A 14,906-nucleotide genomic window follows, 5' to 3' on the forward strand; every position below is an offset into this window, starting at 1 on the left:
TGGAATTGCGGTGCAAGCCCGATCCTGCGGCCGGAATTGCGGATCGGCTGGGCGGGCTAGTCCTCGACCGCCACCATATGCCCCGCGCCCCGGTCGACCAGACGGACCAGGGCCGGGCCGGAGCCCGCGGGATGGACCGGACTTGGCACGTCGCCCGTCAGGCGCAGGCCTGGCGCGCGGCGGTGGCCGGGGTCGGGGACCGGGACCGCCTGGATCAGGCGGCGGGTGTAGGAATGTTGTGGATTGCCGAAGATCTGGGCGCGGGTGCCCATTTCGACGATCTGGCCCAGATACATCACCGCCACCCGGTCCGAGATGTTCTCGACCACGGCCATGTCGTGGCTGATGAACAGGAAGGCGATGCCGAATTCCTTTTGCAGCGCGCGCAAGAGGTCCAGCACGCGGGCCTGGACGCTGACATCCAGCGCGCTGACGCTTTCGTCGGCGATGATCAGGTCCGGTTGCAGCGCAAGGGCGCGGGCGATGCAGATGCGCTGGCGCTGCCCGCCCGAGAATTCGTGCGGATAGCGCGCCAGCTGGTCGGCCGTAAGCCCGACGCGCTGCATCAGGTCGGCCGCCCGGGCGCGACGGCCGTCGGCGTCGCCGATGCCGTGGATCACAAGCGGCTCGGCGATCTGGTCGCCCACGGTCATGCGCGGATCAAGCGCGGCCATCGGATCCTGGAACACCATCTGGATCCGGCGGCGCAGTTGTTTCATCCCGCCGGGGTCCATGGTGGAAAGCGTCTCGCCCGCCACCTCGATCCGGCCCTGATGCGGCACGAGGCCCACCATGGCCTTTGCGATCGTGGATTTGCCGCAGCCGGATTCGCCCACCAGGGCAAAGGTCTCGCCCCGGCGGATGTCGAAGCTGACCTGCTCGACCGCATGGACATGATGCGTGGTGCGGCCCAGAAGCCCGCCCTTCAGGGGAAAGCGCACCACCACCTCGGAGAGCCGCGCCACCGGGGCATCCGCCACGGGCGGCCGGCCCGCACCCTGTCCCATGCGCGGCACGGCGGCCAGGAGGTCGCGAGTGTAGTCGGCCTGCGGCGCCGCAAAGAGGCGCTGGACCGGGGCCTCCTCCACCATGGAGCCGTTGCGCATCACGATCACGCGGTCGGCCATCTCGGCCACGACGCCCATGTCATGCGTGATCAGGATGATGGCCATGCCGGTGTCGCGCTGAAGATCGCGCAAGAGGTCCAGCACCTCGCGCTGCACGGTCACGTCCAGCGCGGTGGTGGGTTCGTCGGCGATCAGCACCTCGGGGCGCAGGGCCAGGGCCATGGCGATCATCACGCGCTGGCGCATGCCGCCGGACAGTTCATGCGGATATTGGCCCATCCGTCGTTCCGGCTGCGAGAGACGGACGGCGCGCAGGGCCGCCAGCGCGCGAGAGCGCGCCTCGGCGCGGCCGACCTGCGCATGGGCGCGGATCGCCTCGGCCAGCTGGGTGCCGATGGTCATGACCGGATTCAGGCTGGTCATCGGCTCCTGGAAGATCATCGCCACCCGCCGGCCCCGGATACCGCGCATCCGGGCCTCGGGCAGCGCGGTCAGTTCGGTGTCGTGCAGGCGGATGCTGCCGCCGGTCACCCGCACGGCCGGGGGCGGCAGCAGCCCCATGATCGCCAGCGAGGTGATGGACTTGCCCGAGCCGCTTTCGCCGGCGATGCACAGCGTCTCGCCCCGGCGCAGGGTGAAGGACAGGTCCCGCACCAGCGGGCGCAGTCCCGCCTCGGTGCGGACCGAGACGCAGAGGCCCCGCACCGACAGCACAGACGCCTCGTCCGGGGCCAGCGCGGCCCCGGAGCGGCTTTGCACGATCCCTGCCGCAGGCGTCATTCGAAGACGCAGCGCGGGAAGTAGAAGCTGACCACCCAGTTCGGCATGTCGACGATCTCCGAGATGCGAAGATCGCCGCAGACCGAGCAGAGCATGTAGGCGTCCACCGCCGACAGCCCCCTCTGCGCGCAAAGGAGGTCGACCATGTTCGCCACCGCATCCCGCGCGCCGGACATGAGGTCGGGTCCGATCCCGGTCGTCACCTCGTAGCCCTTGGCGTCAAGATGCCGCGTGACCGGGCCAGGGGTGGTAAAGCGCGGGGTCTTCAGGTTCGCGCCCTTCACCAGGTCCAGCGTCAGCACCACGTCCATCGGGCTTTCGATGGCGGTGCCGCAGACCTCGCCATCGCCCTGCGCGGCGTGGGTGTCGCCCACGCTGAACAGCGCGCCCTCGACCTCGACGGGCAGATAGAGCGTCGTGCCGGCGGCGAGATCGCGGATGTCGAGGTTGCCGCCCATGCGCCGGGGAGGGACCACCGAGTGGTGGCCGGCCTCGGCCGGGGCGTTGCCGATGGTGCCCGCGAAGGGTTTCAGCGGCACCCGGGCCTCCTTGCCCCAAAGCGCGTGGGCAAGGCTGGCCGGGTCGTAGGACCAGACGTTCAGCGCCGGGTCGGGGAACTGGTCGGCGAGAAGGCCGAAGCCGGGGATATTCGCGGTCCAGCCGAAGCCGCGCCCGTCGAAGGCCTGCGGGGTGAAGCTTTCGATCGTCACCTTCAGCGCATCGCCGGGCCTGGCGCCTTCGACGAAGATCGGGCCGGAGACCGGGTTGATCCGGCCGAAATCCAGCGCCTGCACATCGGCGAGGCTGGACGACGGGCCAAGCTGGCCCGCCGAGGAATCATGACAGTGGAACAGGATCGTCGATCCCGGTTCGGCCCGCAGCGCCGGGGGCAGGGAATTGTCCCAGCCGAAATGGTGCTGCGCGCCGTGGATGGTATAGTCGCAGGCCTTGCACATTATTCTTTGACCCAGACGTAGTCGTAGTTGACCGGGATCGAGACCGGATCGACGTAAAGCTCATCCGCGCCGCCCATCCGCTCGGAGCGCATGGTGTAGCGTTCCTCGTTGAACACCGGCGCCCAGGGTGCGTCTTCCATCACCCCCATGTAGACGCCGGACCACAGCTTCAGGCGGTCCTCCGCCTTGGCCGGATCGAACATGCTGTCGGCCTCGACCGCCTTGGCGTCCAGCGCCTCGTTGCAGTATTTCGACCAGTTCCAGCCGCCCTCGCCCGCGCCGGCGCAGCTGAGGATCGGGCCGTAGAAGTTCGACGGATCGGGGAAGTCGGCGATCCAGGCCATGCCGCCGGACCAGATCATCGGCGCGGTGCCCGCGCCGCCGGCCTCGATCACGTTGGCCTGTGCAAGGCTCTGGATGCTGGCCTTGATGCCGATGGCGGCAAGGTCCTGCTGGATCGCCTGAGCGATGCGCGGGTTCGGGTCGGTGTTCATCACGAACAGCTCGGTCTCGAAGCCATCGGGATAGCCCGCCTCGGCCAGAAGCTTCTTCGCGCCTTCCACGTCATGGGGATAACCGGCGTAGTCCTTGGTGTAGCCCGGCATCGAGGGCGGCAGCGGCTGGTTCGCCGGCACGGCGCGGCCGTTGATGATCTGGACCACGCGGTCCTTGTTGATCGCCATGTTGACGGCCTTGCGCACCTCGACCTTGTCGAAGGGCGCCTGGGTCACGTTCATCGTGACATAGCCGGTGTGCAGTTGCCCGCCCTGAACCACGCGCTCGGCCTGCGCGGGGTCGGCCATCACCTCCTGGAACTTGGCCGGAGGGATGCCGTCGCCGGGAATGTCCACCTCGCCGTTCTGCAACCGCAGCAGCGCCACGACCGGCTCTTGCCCGACCTCGACGGTGAAGCTGTCCAGATAGGGCACGCCCGCGATCCAGTAGTCGGGGTTCTTCTCGAACACCAGCCGCTGGCCCAGCGTCCATTCCGTGAGCTTGAAGGCCCCGGTGCCCACCGGCTTCTTGCCGAAGTCGGCGCCCTCGGCCTCGACCACCTCTTTCGGCACGACGAAGGAGAAGTTCAGCGCCATGACATGCAGGAAGGTCGCGTCCGGGCGGGTCAGCGTGATCTTCACCGTCTGCGGATCGACGACCTCGACCCCCGAAAGCCCGCCGTCGCCCGCGTTCTCGAACCCGGCGATCGAGGCGAAGAAACCCGCGCCCGGCGACTGGGTGGCGGGGTTCGTCACCCGGTCCAGAGAGTATTTCACGTCCTCGGCCGTCATCTCGCGGCCGTTGTGGAACTTGACGCCGGGGCGCAGCTTGAAGGTGTAGACCAGGCCGTCGGGCGAGATTTCGTAGCTTTCCGCCAGGCCCGGCCGCAGCGTGGTGGTGCCGGGGACATAGTCCATCAGCCCGTCGAACAGCGACTTGATCATCGACCAGTTCTGCCAGTCATAGCCGATGGCCGGGTCCAGCGTGGCCACGTCGTCCTTGTAGGTCAGGACGATCGAGCCGCCCGCCTTGGCATCCGGGTCCGGCGTGTAGTCCTGCGCCGCGGCGGGCAGCGCCAGTGACAGGATCAGGGCGGTGGAAGCAAGCAGGTGTTTCATTCCGTTTCTCCTCTGTTGTCATTTCAGCTTGATGCGGGGGTCGATCAGCGGGGCGACCAGATCGGCCAGCAGGTTGCCCAGCACGATGGCAAAGGCCGAGACCAGCGTGACGCCCATGATGATCGGGATGTCGACGCGCTGGATCGCCTGCCAGGCCAGCTGGCCGATGCCGGGCCAGCCGAACACGCTTTCCACCACGACGATGCCGCCCATGAAGATGCCGATGTCGATGCCGATCATGGCGATGATCGGCAGGATCGCGTTGGGCAGGGCATGGCCCAGCACCACGCGGGCGCGGCCCAGCCCCTTGGCGCGGGCGGTGCGGACATAGTCGGCGCGCAGGACCTCGATCATCGAGGAGCGCATCATCCGGGAATACCAGCCCGACCCCAGGATCCCCAGGGTCAGCGCCGGCAGCACCAGATGGGCAAAGCTGCCGTAGCCGCCGATCGGGAACCAGCCCAGCTTGACCGCGAAGACGTAAAGCAGCAGCAGGCCCACCACGAATTGCGGGGCCGAGACGGTGACGAAGCTGGTCATCATCAGCGTCTGGTCCAGCATCGTGCCGCGCTTCAGCGCCGCGACGATGCCCAGCGTCAGGCCCAGCACGAGCTCGGCCGCGATGGCCCCCAGCATCAGAAGCAGCGTCGCCGGCAGGCGCGAGGCGATCAGCTCGGCCACCTCGGTCTTCTGCAGGTAGCTGCGGCCCAGGTCGCCCTGCACCAGCCCGGCAAGGTAGCGGCCGTACTGGATCAGGAACGGCCGGTCGAGGCCCAGCTCGCGGCGGATGTTCTCGACCGTCTCGGCGGTGGCCGAGCGCCCCGCGATCTGGCGCACCGGGTCGGCGGGCAGGACGTAGAGCAGGACGAAGGTGATGAAGCTTACCCCCAGCAGGATCAGCGCGGACACCAGCAGGCGGCGGATCAGATAGGCGGCCATCAGTCGCGTCCCCGCTGCGTCGGATCCAGCACGTCGCGCAGGGCGTCGCCCACCAGGTTGAAGGCCAGCGCCAAGAGGATGATCGCCGCGCCGGGAATGAACACCAGCCAGGGCGCGGTCTGGAACCAGGTCTGGTTCTCGAAGATGATGTTGCCCCAGCTTGGCGTCGGCGGCTGCACGCCAACGCCAAGGAAGGACAGCGTCGCCTCCAGCAGCACGGTGGTCGAGATGCCCAGCGTGCCCCAGACGATGATTGTCGGCACCAGATGCGGCAGGATGTGGCGGAAGAGGATGCGCCCGGTGCCCGCGCCCAGCGTGCGCTCGGCCGCGATGAAGTCGCGCGTGGCCAGCGACGAGGTCTCGGTATAGATCACCCGCGCGGCCTGCACCCAGTTCACCAGCGCGATGACCATCGCGACGATCCAGAGCGAGGGCTGGAAGATCGCGGCCAGGCAGATCGCCAGCAACAGCGCCGGAAAGGCCATCATCAGGTCGGTGAAGCGCATCAGCGCGGCCCCGATCCAGCCGCGAAAATAGCCCGCGGTGATGCCGACCAGCGTGCCGATGACCAGCGCCAGCCCGTTCGCCACCACGCCGATCACCAGCGAGGTCTGCGCGCCGTAAAGGATGCGGGTGAACAGGTCGCGGCCCAGAAGGTCGGTGCCGAAGATGAAGCGCGCATCGGGCGGCAGCGGCGCGCCTTCCAGCGTCAGCCCGTCGAACAGCTGCTCGTCCGGGGCATAGGGCGCGATCCAGGGTGCAAGCGCCGCGCCCGCCACCACCAGCGCGATCAGCGCCAGCCCCAGAAGCGCCAGCTTGCGCCGCATCAGCCGCCGCAGGGCCGAGGGCGGGGCAAGGGAGCCGTCAGCCACGGTCATCGCCGGCCTCCTCTCGGCTGGCGGTCAGCATGGCCACCACGCGGGCGGCGGCATCCTCGAAGCTGACGCGCCAGGCCATCGCCATCTGGCGCAGCTGGGCATAGGCCGCCGCATCGCCGCGCGCGCCCCGTGCCGCCAGAAGGGTCACCGCCCGCACGACCGTCTGCCGCTCGTCCAGCCGCCGGCGCAGGTCCGAGATTTCCACGGTCAGCGCCCGCTGCGCGTCGAAGGCATCCCGCGCGATCAGCAGCGCCGAATAGGCGCCGTTGTCGCCAACCGGCTTCAGCAGTTGCGCATGGGCCCCGGCCCGCAGCGCCCATTCGATCCGCCCCGGAGCCTCGGAACCGATCAGGGCCACCATCGGCATCGGGCTTTGCCCCGGCGCCCAGGGAAACTGCTCGTCATGGCCCATGTCCGCGTCGAAGAAGACGAAATCCGCCGCCAGCGCCACGGGACCAAGCTCGGGCCAGGCCTCGGAGACCTGCAGGCCGATGGCGCGCAACTGGCGCTCCAGCGCCTGAACCGTGGGGTGCGGGCGGTGCAGGATCACCGCCGTCGCGCCGCCAAGGTTCTGGATGCGGATCGCGCGCCTCATGACACCACCCGCAGCTGCGGCGGGGCGGAGGGCGTGCGGTCCCGCGCCAGATAGGGGTCGCCGGGCAGCGCGGGCAGCGTCTTGACCGGCCGGAAGATCCCGCCCTCGACCCGGGCGATCACCACCGGCAGGGCGGTGTGATGCGTGGTGCGGTCGATCATGCCGGGACCGGGCGCCCGATCCAGCAGCGCGGGCAGGGCCAGGGCCTCGGCCCCCGGCCGCCCGTTCAGGAGACGCGCCAGTTCCATCACCGCCGCATGGGCCGCCGCCTCGGGCGAGGAGCCGAAGCCCCCCGCCGCCATGCCACGGAAATAGGGCCCGGCCGAGACCAGGCCCTCGGCCGCCGGGCCGATGGCAGGCAGCTCGGCCTCGGTCAGGTTGCACGACAGGATCGGGCAGCGCGAGGGCGCGAAATGCGGCTCGGTGCCCGCCAGCCGGTGCATCCGGGCAAGGAATTCATAAGAGGACGGCCCGACCAGATTGTTCAGGATGAAGGCGGGGCGCGTGGCCCTGATCTCGTCCAGGATCCGCCCCACCTCGGTCGATCCCAGCGGCAGGCAACGCTCTCCCACCACCTCGCCCCCGGTGGCGGTGATCCGCTCGCGGGCAAGGCGGTTCATCTCCCAGCCCCAGATGTAGTTGGACCCGGTCAGATAGGCCCGCGCGCCATGGGCGGGCAGCGCCCAGTCCAGCAACGGCAAGAGGTGCTGGTTGGGGCAGGCATGGGTATAGACCACATGGTCCGAGGCCTCGAACCCCTCGTAGGGCAGGGCATACCACAGGGTTCCGCCCAGCTTCTCCAGCACCGGGATCACCTCCTTGCGGCTGGAGGAGGTGACGCACCCCAGGATGTGCCGCGCGCCGGTGTTGCGCAGGAGATCCTCGCAGAGCGGGGCATATCGGTCGAGGTCGCCGCCAGGATCCCGTTCGACGGGCAGGAAGGCCAGGTCGAACAAGGGGTCGGCATTGACCTGGGCGATCGCCGCCGCCGCACCGGACCGGCAGGCTTCGGCAAACAGCGAATAGCCCCCCGACCGCGAGTAGAGCAAACCCAGTTCGATCGGTCGCTTGCCGGTCACGTTGCCCCCAGAATGCCAAAAAGCCCCGGCGCCGACGTTAGGTCAGCTTCCAGGGCCCGATTGCCGCGCGGTTTTTCACCAGATTTCCCGCAGTCTACAGGGGACGGCCAACCAGTCAAGATGCCTGCAAGGCCGTCAGAAGCAGAGGATCTCGGCCTCGGCCTCGGCGCGGCGCAGGTCGGCGACAAAGCCGTTTGCCGGTGCGGTGTCGCGGAAAAGCGTCGACCTCTCGCCCGAGGTCTGCCGCATCGCCAGCACCGTCTCGGCGGACACATAGCCGTCATAGGGCAGGATCGTGGCGATCACGTCGATCGCGCAGGAGCAGCGGCGCAGCGCATCCGGCGTCTGTCCGTTCACCGCCATGCAGCCGAAGACATAATCCGCCCGCGCCTCGGTCGGGTAATCGTTCACCGGCAGGGTCTGGGCTTCGGCCGGCACAAGAAAAAGCAGGGGCAAGGCGTGCAGAATGCGGGTCATTTGCCATCCTTTCCGTCATCCATCAGCGTGATGGTTTCGTGATAGCCGGTGGCGGCACCGGGGGTGTCGGCGCTCAGGCTCAGGAAATGTCCGGGAACCGAGTCCGAGATCACGAAGCGCAGGCTCAGCCCGGCGAAGTCGCCCATCCGCCCGCGGTTCGGGTCGGCCTCGAACGGATGCAGGGTCACGACCCTGGCCGCGACCGTGCCTGCGCCAAGCGGCTGGCTGACCTCGTCCAGATCGCCACCCGCGCGCAGGGCGTCCTTGATGCGGTTGCGGATGTAGAACGGGCTGCCGCCGGTCAGCGTGGCCATGCTGCGCGAGACGGATTCCAGAAAGACCAGCAGCACCGGATTGCCGCCCCCGGCCGGAAACTCCGGCAGCTTGCGGCTGCGGCCATCCGCGACCATGGTCAGCACAAGGCCCTCCGGACCGCCCCTCGCCAGCACCATGCTCCCCTCCGCCACCGGCAGGAACTCCGGGGCGGCGGGCCCGTTGCGGACATGGGCATAGTGAATCTCCTGTCCGGCCGGCAGCGCCGAGAAGATCCCTTCGGCAAAGAGGCTGTCGGTCACGGGATCGGCTCTGGCTGGCCCCGCAAGCACGAGCAGCAGCGCCGCAAGCAGTCTGGTCATGGGAAATCCCCCGGTCTCATGTCTGCTCTCCCACCAGACGCAGGAGCGCATCGCGCAGGTCCTCGGGACGGATCGGCTTTTCCAGCACGCGGACGCCGTGCCGCGCGCAACTGCGCACGACCGAGGCCGTGCGATGCGCCGTCACCACGATGGCCGGAATCTCCGTGCCGCTCAGCTTGCGCAAAAGGGTGATGGTCCGCAGGCCGGTGTCGCTGCCGCGCAGATGGTAGTCCGCCAGGATCAGGTCGGGCGGCTGGTCCGGCCGTGTCGCGGCGTCGCGCGCCGCGGCCGTGCCCTCGACCACCTGCGTCCGCATCCCCCAGCTGTCGCGCAGGATCACGGCATAGCCGTGGCGCATGGCGGCGTTGTCCTCGACGATCAGGGCGTGCTTGCCGCGCAGCCGGTCGCGGTCGGCCGGCGGCCTGGCCGAGGAGCGGCGGGGCGGGGCGTTGCGGGCCACGATCTCCAGCCCGATGCGGAACACCGATCCGCGTCCGGGCTCGCTGTCCAGCGCGATCGGATGATCCAGCTTGGCGCAGGCGCGCTTGACGATGGAGAGGCCAAGGCCCATGCCGGGCTCGCCGCGCCGGTCATGCTCCAGCCGGTGGAACTCGGCGAAGATCTGGTCGCGGTCCTCGGCCGGGATGCCGATGCCGGTGTCATGCACCTCCAGCCAGGCCCGCGCCCCGCGGCGGCGCGCGCCGACCAGGACGCTGCCGGTTTCGGTATACTTGATCGCGTTCGACACCAGGTTCTGCGCGATCCGGCGCAGGAAAACCGGGTCGCTGTCCACCGCCAGCGAACTGCGGACGAAGCGCAGCCGCAGCCTGCGGGCGGCGGCCGGGGCCTCGAACTCGCCGCGCAGGCGGTCGAACAGCGCGTTCAGGTTGACGGGCTTGCGGTTGAACTCGATCCGCTGTGAGTCGAGCCGCGAGATGTCGAGGACGGCGCGGATCAGTTCCTCGACGGATTCGAAGGCATTGCCCAGCCGTTTCACCAGGTCGGCCTCCGCGCCGCCCAGCTCCATCGTGGCCAAGGTGGACAGGAACAGCCGCGCGGCGCTGAGCGGTTGCAAGAGGTCATGGCTGGCCGCGCGCAGGAAGCGGGTCTTGGAACGGTTCGCCTCCTCGGCCGCCATTCGTGCCGCGGCAAGTTCGTGGTTCTTCTGGCTGAGGTCCGCAAGCGCGCGTTCCAGGTCGCGGTTGCGGGCGGCGACCTCCTTTTCCAGCGCCAGCGCCGCCTGGAACAGCGACCAGGCCGAACCGCGGGTCTTGTCGTAGTGGTCCAGCCTCTCGATCAATGCGGCGTTGATGCGGCCCAGCTTCTCGATCCGGCGTTCCAGGTCGTCGCCGTCGCGCAGCATCTAGCGGCCCTCGGGATCGAGGAAGGCGAGGCCGACGAAGGTCTGGTTCATGTGCATGCCGCCATGCTGCTCGCCATAGGTGTTGAAGCCAGCCATGTTGTAGCGATTGAAGATGTCCTTGATCACGCCGCCCAGCCCGGCATGTTCCATCGCCAGCCGGCGCAGGATGCAATCGAACGACAGGATAAGCGACGGCGTGGCCGGAAGGTTCCGCAGCATTGCCTCGAACCCCTCGGTCAGGTCCTCGGCCAGGCCAAGCGACATCACCGCGCCGGTGTCGATCGAGGACATCAGGAGAAGGCGGCCGTCCTCGGTCTGCTGGCGGATCGCGCGGACGAAATAGCGGCCGCCCATGTTCACCAGCAACGGATGGCGGGCAAAGACCAGGGGGGAAAGCTCGCCGACCGGGACGCCGACGATGCGGGCATATTCCTCGGCCGCGGGTTCGGCGTTGATTTCCAGAAGCGAGCGTTCCGCCGGATTGGCGCGGGTGACGATCATCCGAGTGTCGGTGGCGCGGAAATGGTCGAAGATCAGGTCGCGCACTTCCAGATCGGTCTCGATCAGGCAGAAGATCGCGACATCACGCAGCACGGCCTGATCGGCGATCACGAAGGTCTGCGAGAAATCCAGATCGTCCCCGGCCGAGCCGCCCATCACCATGACATGCGGCAGGGCCGCATCCAGCGTGGCGACCAGCACCTCCTCCTGCTGCGCGGACCCGTCCACCAGCAGGATCCCGAACAGCCTGCGGCCGGGATCGGGCCGGAACCGCTGCACCAGATCGCGCAGCCCGGTCATCCAGCGCGAGACCGGCAGCCGGGACAACTCGTCCAGCACCAGCACCTCGGAGCGGAAGCTCCGCGCCGGAAAGCCGATGGCGACAGCGGTGCCGTTCGAGTAACCCTCGCCCGACAGTTCCCCCGCCGAGGAACAGCCGACGATCCGGCAGGCGGCGGGCAGGCCCTTGCGCAGTTCGGCCGCCAGCACCGGCAGCGTGGCGCTGGGCGAGGCGAAGATCAGCACCAGTTCAGGCTCGACCGGCGCGAGGCTGGCCAGAAGGCTGGCGGTGGCCGAGGCCACGTCACCCATGTGGATCGTAGCCTTGACCGGGGTGGCGACATGCGCAGCGGCGGATTTGCTCACCTCCCCGCCCCCTTTCCGGTCAGTCGCAGTCGAACAGCTTGATCGACTTGGCCAGCAGCACGATCTGCGTCCGCCGCCGTGCCCCGATCTTGCTCATGATCGCGGCGATATGCGTCTTCACCGTCGCCTCCGAGATGTTCAGTTCGTAGGAGATTTCCTTGTTCGCCTTGCCAAGGCAGATCTGGCGCAGGGTCCGGGCCTGCTGATGCGTCAGCGAGGCGAAGCGGTGCGCGATCTCCTCCATGTCCGGGCGCGCGCCCTGTGGCGGGTGATCGTCCGGGTCATAGCCGTCGGGCGTCACCTTCTCGCCCGACCAGACCCGGCGCAGCGCGGCGCACATCGCCTCGCGCCCCAGCGACTTGCTGATATAGCCCTGCGCCCCGGCCGCCATGACCGCGCTGATCATCGCCGGATCCTCGTTGGCCGAGATCACCGCGATGGGGATGCCCGCGGCCACGCGCCCCAGCGTCACCATCACCTCGGATCCCTTGGCGTCGGGCAGGTTCAGGTCCAGCAGGATCGCATCCGGCGGCTTGCCGTATTTCAGGCGCTGGATCGCCGCCGCAAGGTTGCGCTCGCAGATCGTCTGGCGCAGGCCGAAGGCGACGCGCAGCGTCACCGTCAAGGCCTCGCACATCAAGGGATGGTCGTCGACGATCAGAAGGTCGTCGACCCTCATCATGACGCCGGTCGCCGCCGGACCCGGAGGTCCGGTCACAGTCTGGTGCCGCATGTTCTCCTCCCGTCCGCGTCTGGTCATGCCTCGCGGTTGCAGAACGAACGCCCTGGCAGCGCCCCGGGTTCCTCGTGCCCCGGTTGACCCTCCTGATGTTTCCGCTTCCGAGAATGACAGAGTTTTTCCCGCAGGTATCTCCTACTTTGGGTTGATTTACTCGTCCTGCCCAGCGTGGCATGGTTGACGAAATCCGGGGAGGGGGAAGATGCTAGACCGCTTCTGTCTGGGCGCTTTCGCGCTTGTTGCCGCGCTGTCCGCAACGCCCGCCGTCCTTGCCGAGGAGTTGACGATCGGCAGTCTCGCCTCGGGCACGGTGCGCTGGGAGCTGGACACGATCCAGCACTACGGCCTGGACAAGGCCGAGGGATTCGAGCTGAAGATCGTCGAACTGGCCGGCAATCCGGCCACCCAGGTCGCGCTGGCCGGGGGCGAGGTCGATGCGATCGTGTCCGACTGGCTGTGGGTCGCGCAGCAGCGGGCCGAAGGCAAGGCCTATGTCTTCATCCCCTTCTCCACCGCCGTCGGCGCGCTTCTGGTGCCCGCGGACAGCCCGGCGCAAGGCCTGGCGGACCTGAAGGGCAAGAAGATCGGCATCGCGGGCGGCCCGGTGGACAAGAGCTGGCTGATCCTGCGCGCCTATGCAAGGCAGGAAACCGGCGAGGATCTGGCAGCCGTCACCGAACAGGTATTCGGCGCCCCGCCGATGATCTACGAGGCGGGGCTGTCGGGCGAGGTGGACGGGGCGATCAACTTCTGGAACTTCCTGGCCAAGATGAAGGTTCACGGCATGCGCGAGCTGATCAGCGTGGCCGATGCCGCCAAGGCCCTGGGGCTGGACCCGGCGACGCCACTTCTGGGCTATGTGCTGGACGAAAAGCTGGTGCAGGAGAAGCCGGAACTCGCGGCCGCGCTGAAACGTGCGTCGCGGGCGGCGAAAAATCTGCTTCTGACGGATGAGGCGGCGTGGGAGCGGCTGCGCCCGATCATGAATGCCGAGGATGACGCCGAATACGCCGCCCTGCGCGACGGCTGGCGCCAGGGCGTTCCCGCCGACGCCCCGGTGGACGAGGCGAACGCCGCCAAGGTCTTTGCCCTGATGGTCGAACTTGGCGGCGAGGAGCTTCTGGGCAAGGTCACGGCATTGCCGGAAGGTGTATTCTACAAAGGTGACTGACCCCGGACCAACCAGGCGCCGCTCCGGAATCCTGCCGGTGATCCTTTCGCTGGCGGCCTTCCTGGGCCTGTGGGCCATCGCGGCGGCCCTTGTGGCCGAGCCCGTCACCATGCCCGGCCCGCTGCGGGTCTGGGCCGTGCTGGTCGAGGAGACCGCCTCGGGCCGCCTGCTTGCGAACACCGGCGTCACGCTTCTGCGCGTGATCGCCGCCTTCGTGGTGGCAATGGGCATCGGCGTCGCGCTGGGACTGATCCTTGGACGCAGCGGTCGCACCGACCGCTGGCTGAACCCCTGGCTGGTGATCCTGGTCAACATGCCCGCGCTGGTCGTCACGGTGCTGTGCTACATCTGGATCGGGCTGAACGAGGTCGCTGCCGTCGCCGCCGTGGTGATCAACAAGGTGCCGCTTGTCACCGTCATGGTGCGGGAAGGCGCCCGCGCCCTGCGTCCCGACCTTGACGACATGGCGCGCATCTTCCGCATGCCGCCGGGCGCGCGGCTGCGCCATGTGGTCCTGCCGCAGATGGCCCCCTATATCGCCGGGGCCGCGCGGGCCGGCCTGTCGCTGATCTGGAAGATCGTGCTGGTGGTCGAATTCCTGGGCCGGTCCAGCGGGGTGGGTTTCCAGATCCACCTGAATTTCTCGATGTTCCGCGTGGCGCATATCCTTGCCTATGCCTTTGCCTTCATCCTGGTCATGCTGGTGATCGAATATCTCCTCCTGCGCCCGCTGGAACGGCACGCAAGCCGGTGGAGGCAGGATGGAGATTGACATCCGCGCCAAGTCCTTCGCCGGGCGCCCCGTGCTTGGCCCGATCCGCCTGACGCTTGGGCAGGGGCAGCGGGTGGCGATCCTTGGCCCGTCGGGGATCGGCAAGACCACCTTCCTGCGCATCGTCGCCGGGCTGGACGGGGATTTCGCGGGCACGGTTTCGGAAACCGGCGTGACGACCGTCGTCTTCCAGGAGCCGACGCTGCTGCCCTGGCGCACGGCGCTGGAGAACATCACCCTGCCCACCGGGGCAAGCGCCGATGTCGCGCGGGGGCTGATGGCCGAGGTCGGGCTTGCCGGCAAAGACGCGCTCTATCCCCGCCAGCTTTCGCTGGGCCAGCAACGGCGTCTGGCGCTGGCGCGGGCCTTCGCGCCCAACCCGACCACGCTTCTGATGGACGAACCCTTTGCCTCATTGGATGCCGAGACCGCCGGGCGGATGCTGGACCTGACGGCTGCGCTGCTGGACCGGGCGCAGGTCTCGCTGATCTTCGTCACCCACGACCCGGCCGAGGCCGCGCATCTGAAGGCGCAGGTTCTGACCCTGTCGGGCAGTCCGGCCACCCTGTCCTAGGGTCAGGACCCATTGATCTTCCACTTTCGGCGTGATTCAGGCTCCGCAAGGAGACTGACCTATGACCAACCTTTTTTGGCTGACGGACGTGCAGATGGCACGGCTGCAGCCCTTCTTTCCCA

Annotated in this window: 15 protein-coding genes; 3 read left to right on the forward strand and 12 right to left on the reverse strand. The window is 68.3% G+C overall.

Annotated features, from left to right (window positions below; genetic code table 11):
- Positions 1-56: 56 nt before the first annotated feature.
- The 12 genes from ACE3UA_RS11110 to ACE3UA_RS11165 form a co-directional block, all read right to left on the reverse strand.
- A complete protein-coding gene (locus ACE3UA_RS11110) occupies positions 57-1,847 on the reverse strand; it encodes a dipeptide ABC transporter ATP-binding protein (RefSeq protein WP_374645064.1) in 1,791 nt (596 codons plus the stop codon).
- Positions 1,844-2,803, reverse strand: a complete 960-nt coding sequence (locus ACE3UA_RS11115) for an acetamidase/formamidase family protein (protein WP_374645066.1) — start codon at positions 2,801-2,803, stop codon at positions 1,844-1,846. The genes ACE3UA_RS11110 and ACE3UA_RS11115 overlap by 4 nt, the downstream gene beginning before the upstream one ends.
- Positions 2,803-4,416, reverse strand: a complete 1,614-nt coding sequence (locus ACE3UA_RS11120) for an ABC transporter substrate-binding protein (RefSeq protein ID WP_374645068.1) — start codon at positions 4,414-4,416, stop codon at positions 2,803-2,805. The genes ACE3UA_RS11115 and ACE3UA_RS11120 overlap by 1 nt, the downstream gene beginning before the upstream one ends.
- A gap of 18 nt (positions 4,417-4,434) precedes the next feature.
- A complete protein-coding gene (locus ACE3UA_RS11125; RefSeq protein ID WP_374645070.1) occupies positions 4,435-5,355 on the reverse strand; it encodes an ABC transporter permease in 921 nt (306 codons plus the stop codon).
- Positions 5,355-6,233, reverse strand: a complete 879-nt coding sequence (locus tag ACE3UA_RS11130; RefSeq protein WP_374645071.1) for an ABC transporter permease — start codon at positions 6,231-6,233, stop codon at positions 5,355-5,357. The genes ACE3UA_RS11125 and ACE3UA_RS11130 overlap by 1 nt, the downstream gene beginning before the upstream one ends.
- Entirely contained in the window at positions 6,220-6,828 is a 609-nt protein-coding gene (locus ACE3UA_RS11135; protein WP_374645072.1) for an ANTAR domain-containing response regulator, read from the reverse strand. The genes ACE3UA_RS11130 and ACE3UA_RS11135 overlap by 14 nt, the downstream gene beginning before the upstream one ends.
- A complete protein-coding gene (locus tag ACE3UA_RS11140) occupies positions 6,825-7,907 on the reverse strand; it encodes a transporter substrate-binding protein (RefSeq protein ID WP_374645074.1) in 1,083 nt (360 codons plus the stop codon). Before ACE3UA_RS11140 ends, ACE3UA_RS11135 begins: the two co-directional genes overlap by 4 nt.
- Positions 7,908-8,042: 135 nt before the next feature.
- Entirely contained in the window at positions 8,043-8,384 is a 342-nt protein-coding gene (locus ACE3UA_RS11145; protein WP_374645076.1) for a hypothetical protein, read from the reverse strand.
- Entirely contained in the window at positions 8,381-9,019 is a 639-nt protein-coding gene (locus ACE3UA_RS11150) for a hypothetical protein (protein ID WP_374645078.1), read from the reverse strand. Before ACE3UA_RS11150 ends, ACE3UA_RS11145 begins: the two co-directional genes overlap by 4 nt.
- A 16-nt stretch (positions 9,020-9,035) precedes the next feature.
- Positions 9,036-10,382, reverse strand: coding sequence for a hybrid sensor histidine kinase/response regulator (locus tag ACE3UA_RS11155; protein WP_374645080.1), 1,347 nt, complete (start codon positions 10,380-10,382; stop codon positions 9,036-9,038).
- Positions 10,383-11,528: an FIST N-terminal domain-containing protein gene (locus ACE3UA_RS11160; RefSeq protein WP_374645082.1), complete on the reverse strand. Its 1,146-nt coding sequence runs from the start codon at positions 11,526-11,528 to the stop codon at positions 10,383-10,385.
- 19 nt (positions 11,529-11,547) lie between these two features.
- Positions 11,548-12,261 carry a response regulator gene (locus ACE3UA_RS11165; RefSeq protein ID WP_374645084.1) on the reverse strand — a complete coding sequence of 238 codons (714 nt, stop codon included), beginning with the start codon at positions 12,259-12,261 and terminating at the stop codon, positions 11,548-11,550.
- 208 nt (positions 12,262-12,469) lie between these two features.
- Here ACE3UA_RS11165 and ACE3UA_RS11170 point away from each other — a divergent pair, with 208 nt between their 5' ends.
- From ACE3UA_RS11170 to ACE3UA_RS11180, 3 genes are read left to right on the forward strand one after another with little or no spacing between them, the layout of a single operon-like run.
- Complete coding sequence (locus ACE3UA_RS11170) at positions 12,470-13,438, forward strand: ABC transporter substrate-binding protein (protein WP_374645086.1); 969 nt, start codon at positions 12,470-12,472, stop codon at positions 13,436-13,438.
- 37 nt (positions 13,439-13,475) lie between these two features.
- Complete coding sequence (locus ACE3UA_RS11175) at positions 13,476-14,210, forward strand: ABC transporter permease (RefSeq protein WP_374645088.1); 735 nt, start codon at positions 13,476-13,478, stop codon at positions 14,208-14,210.
- Positions 14,200-14,784: an ABC transporter ATP-binding protein gene (locus ACE3UA_RS11180; RefSeq protein WP_374645090.1), complete on the forward strand. Its 585-nt coding sequence runs from the start codon at positions 14,200-14,202 to the stop codon at positions 14,782-14,784. Before ACE3UA_RS11175 ends, ACE3UA_RS11180 begins: the two co-directional genes overlap by 11 nt.
- Positions 14,785-14,906: the final 122 nt, after the last annotated feature.

This window comes from Tabrizicola sp., assembly GCF_041919135.1.
GTDB lineage: Bacteria > Pseudomonadota > Alphaproteobacteria > Rhodobacterales > Rhodobacteraceae > Tabrizicola.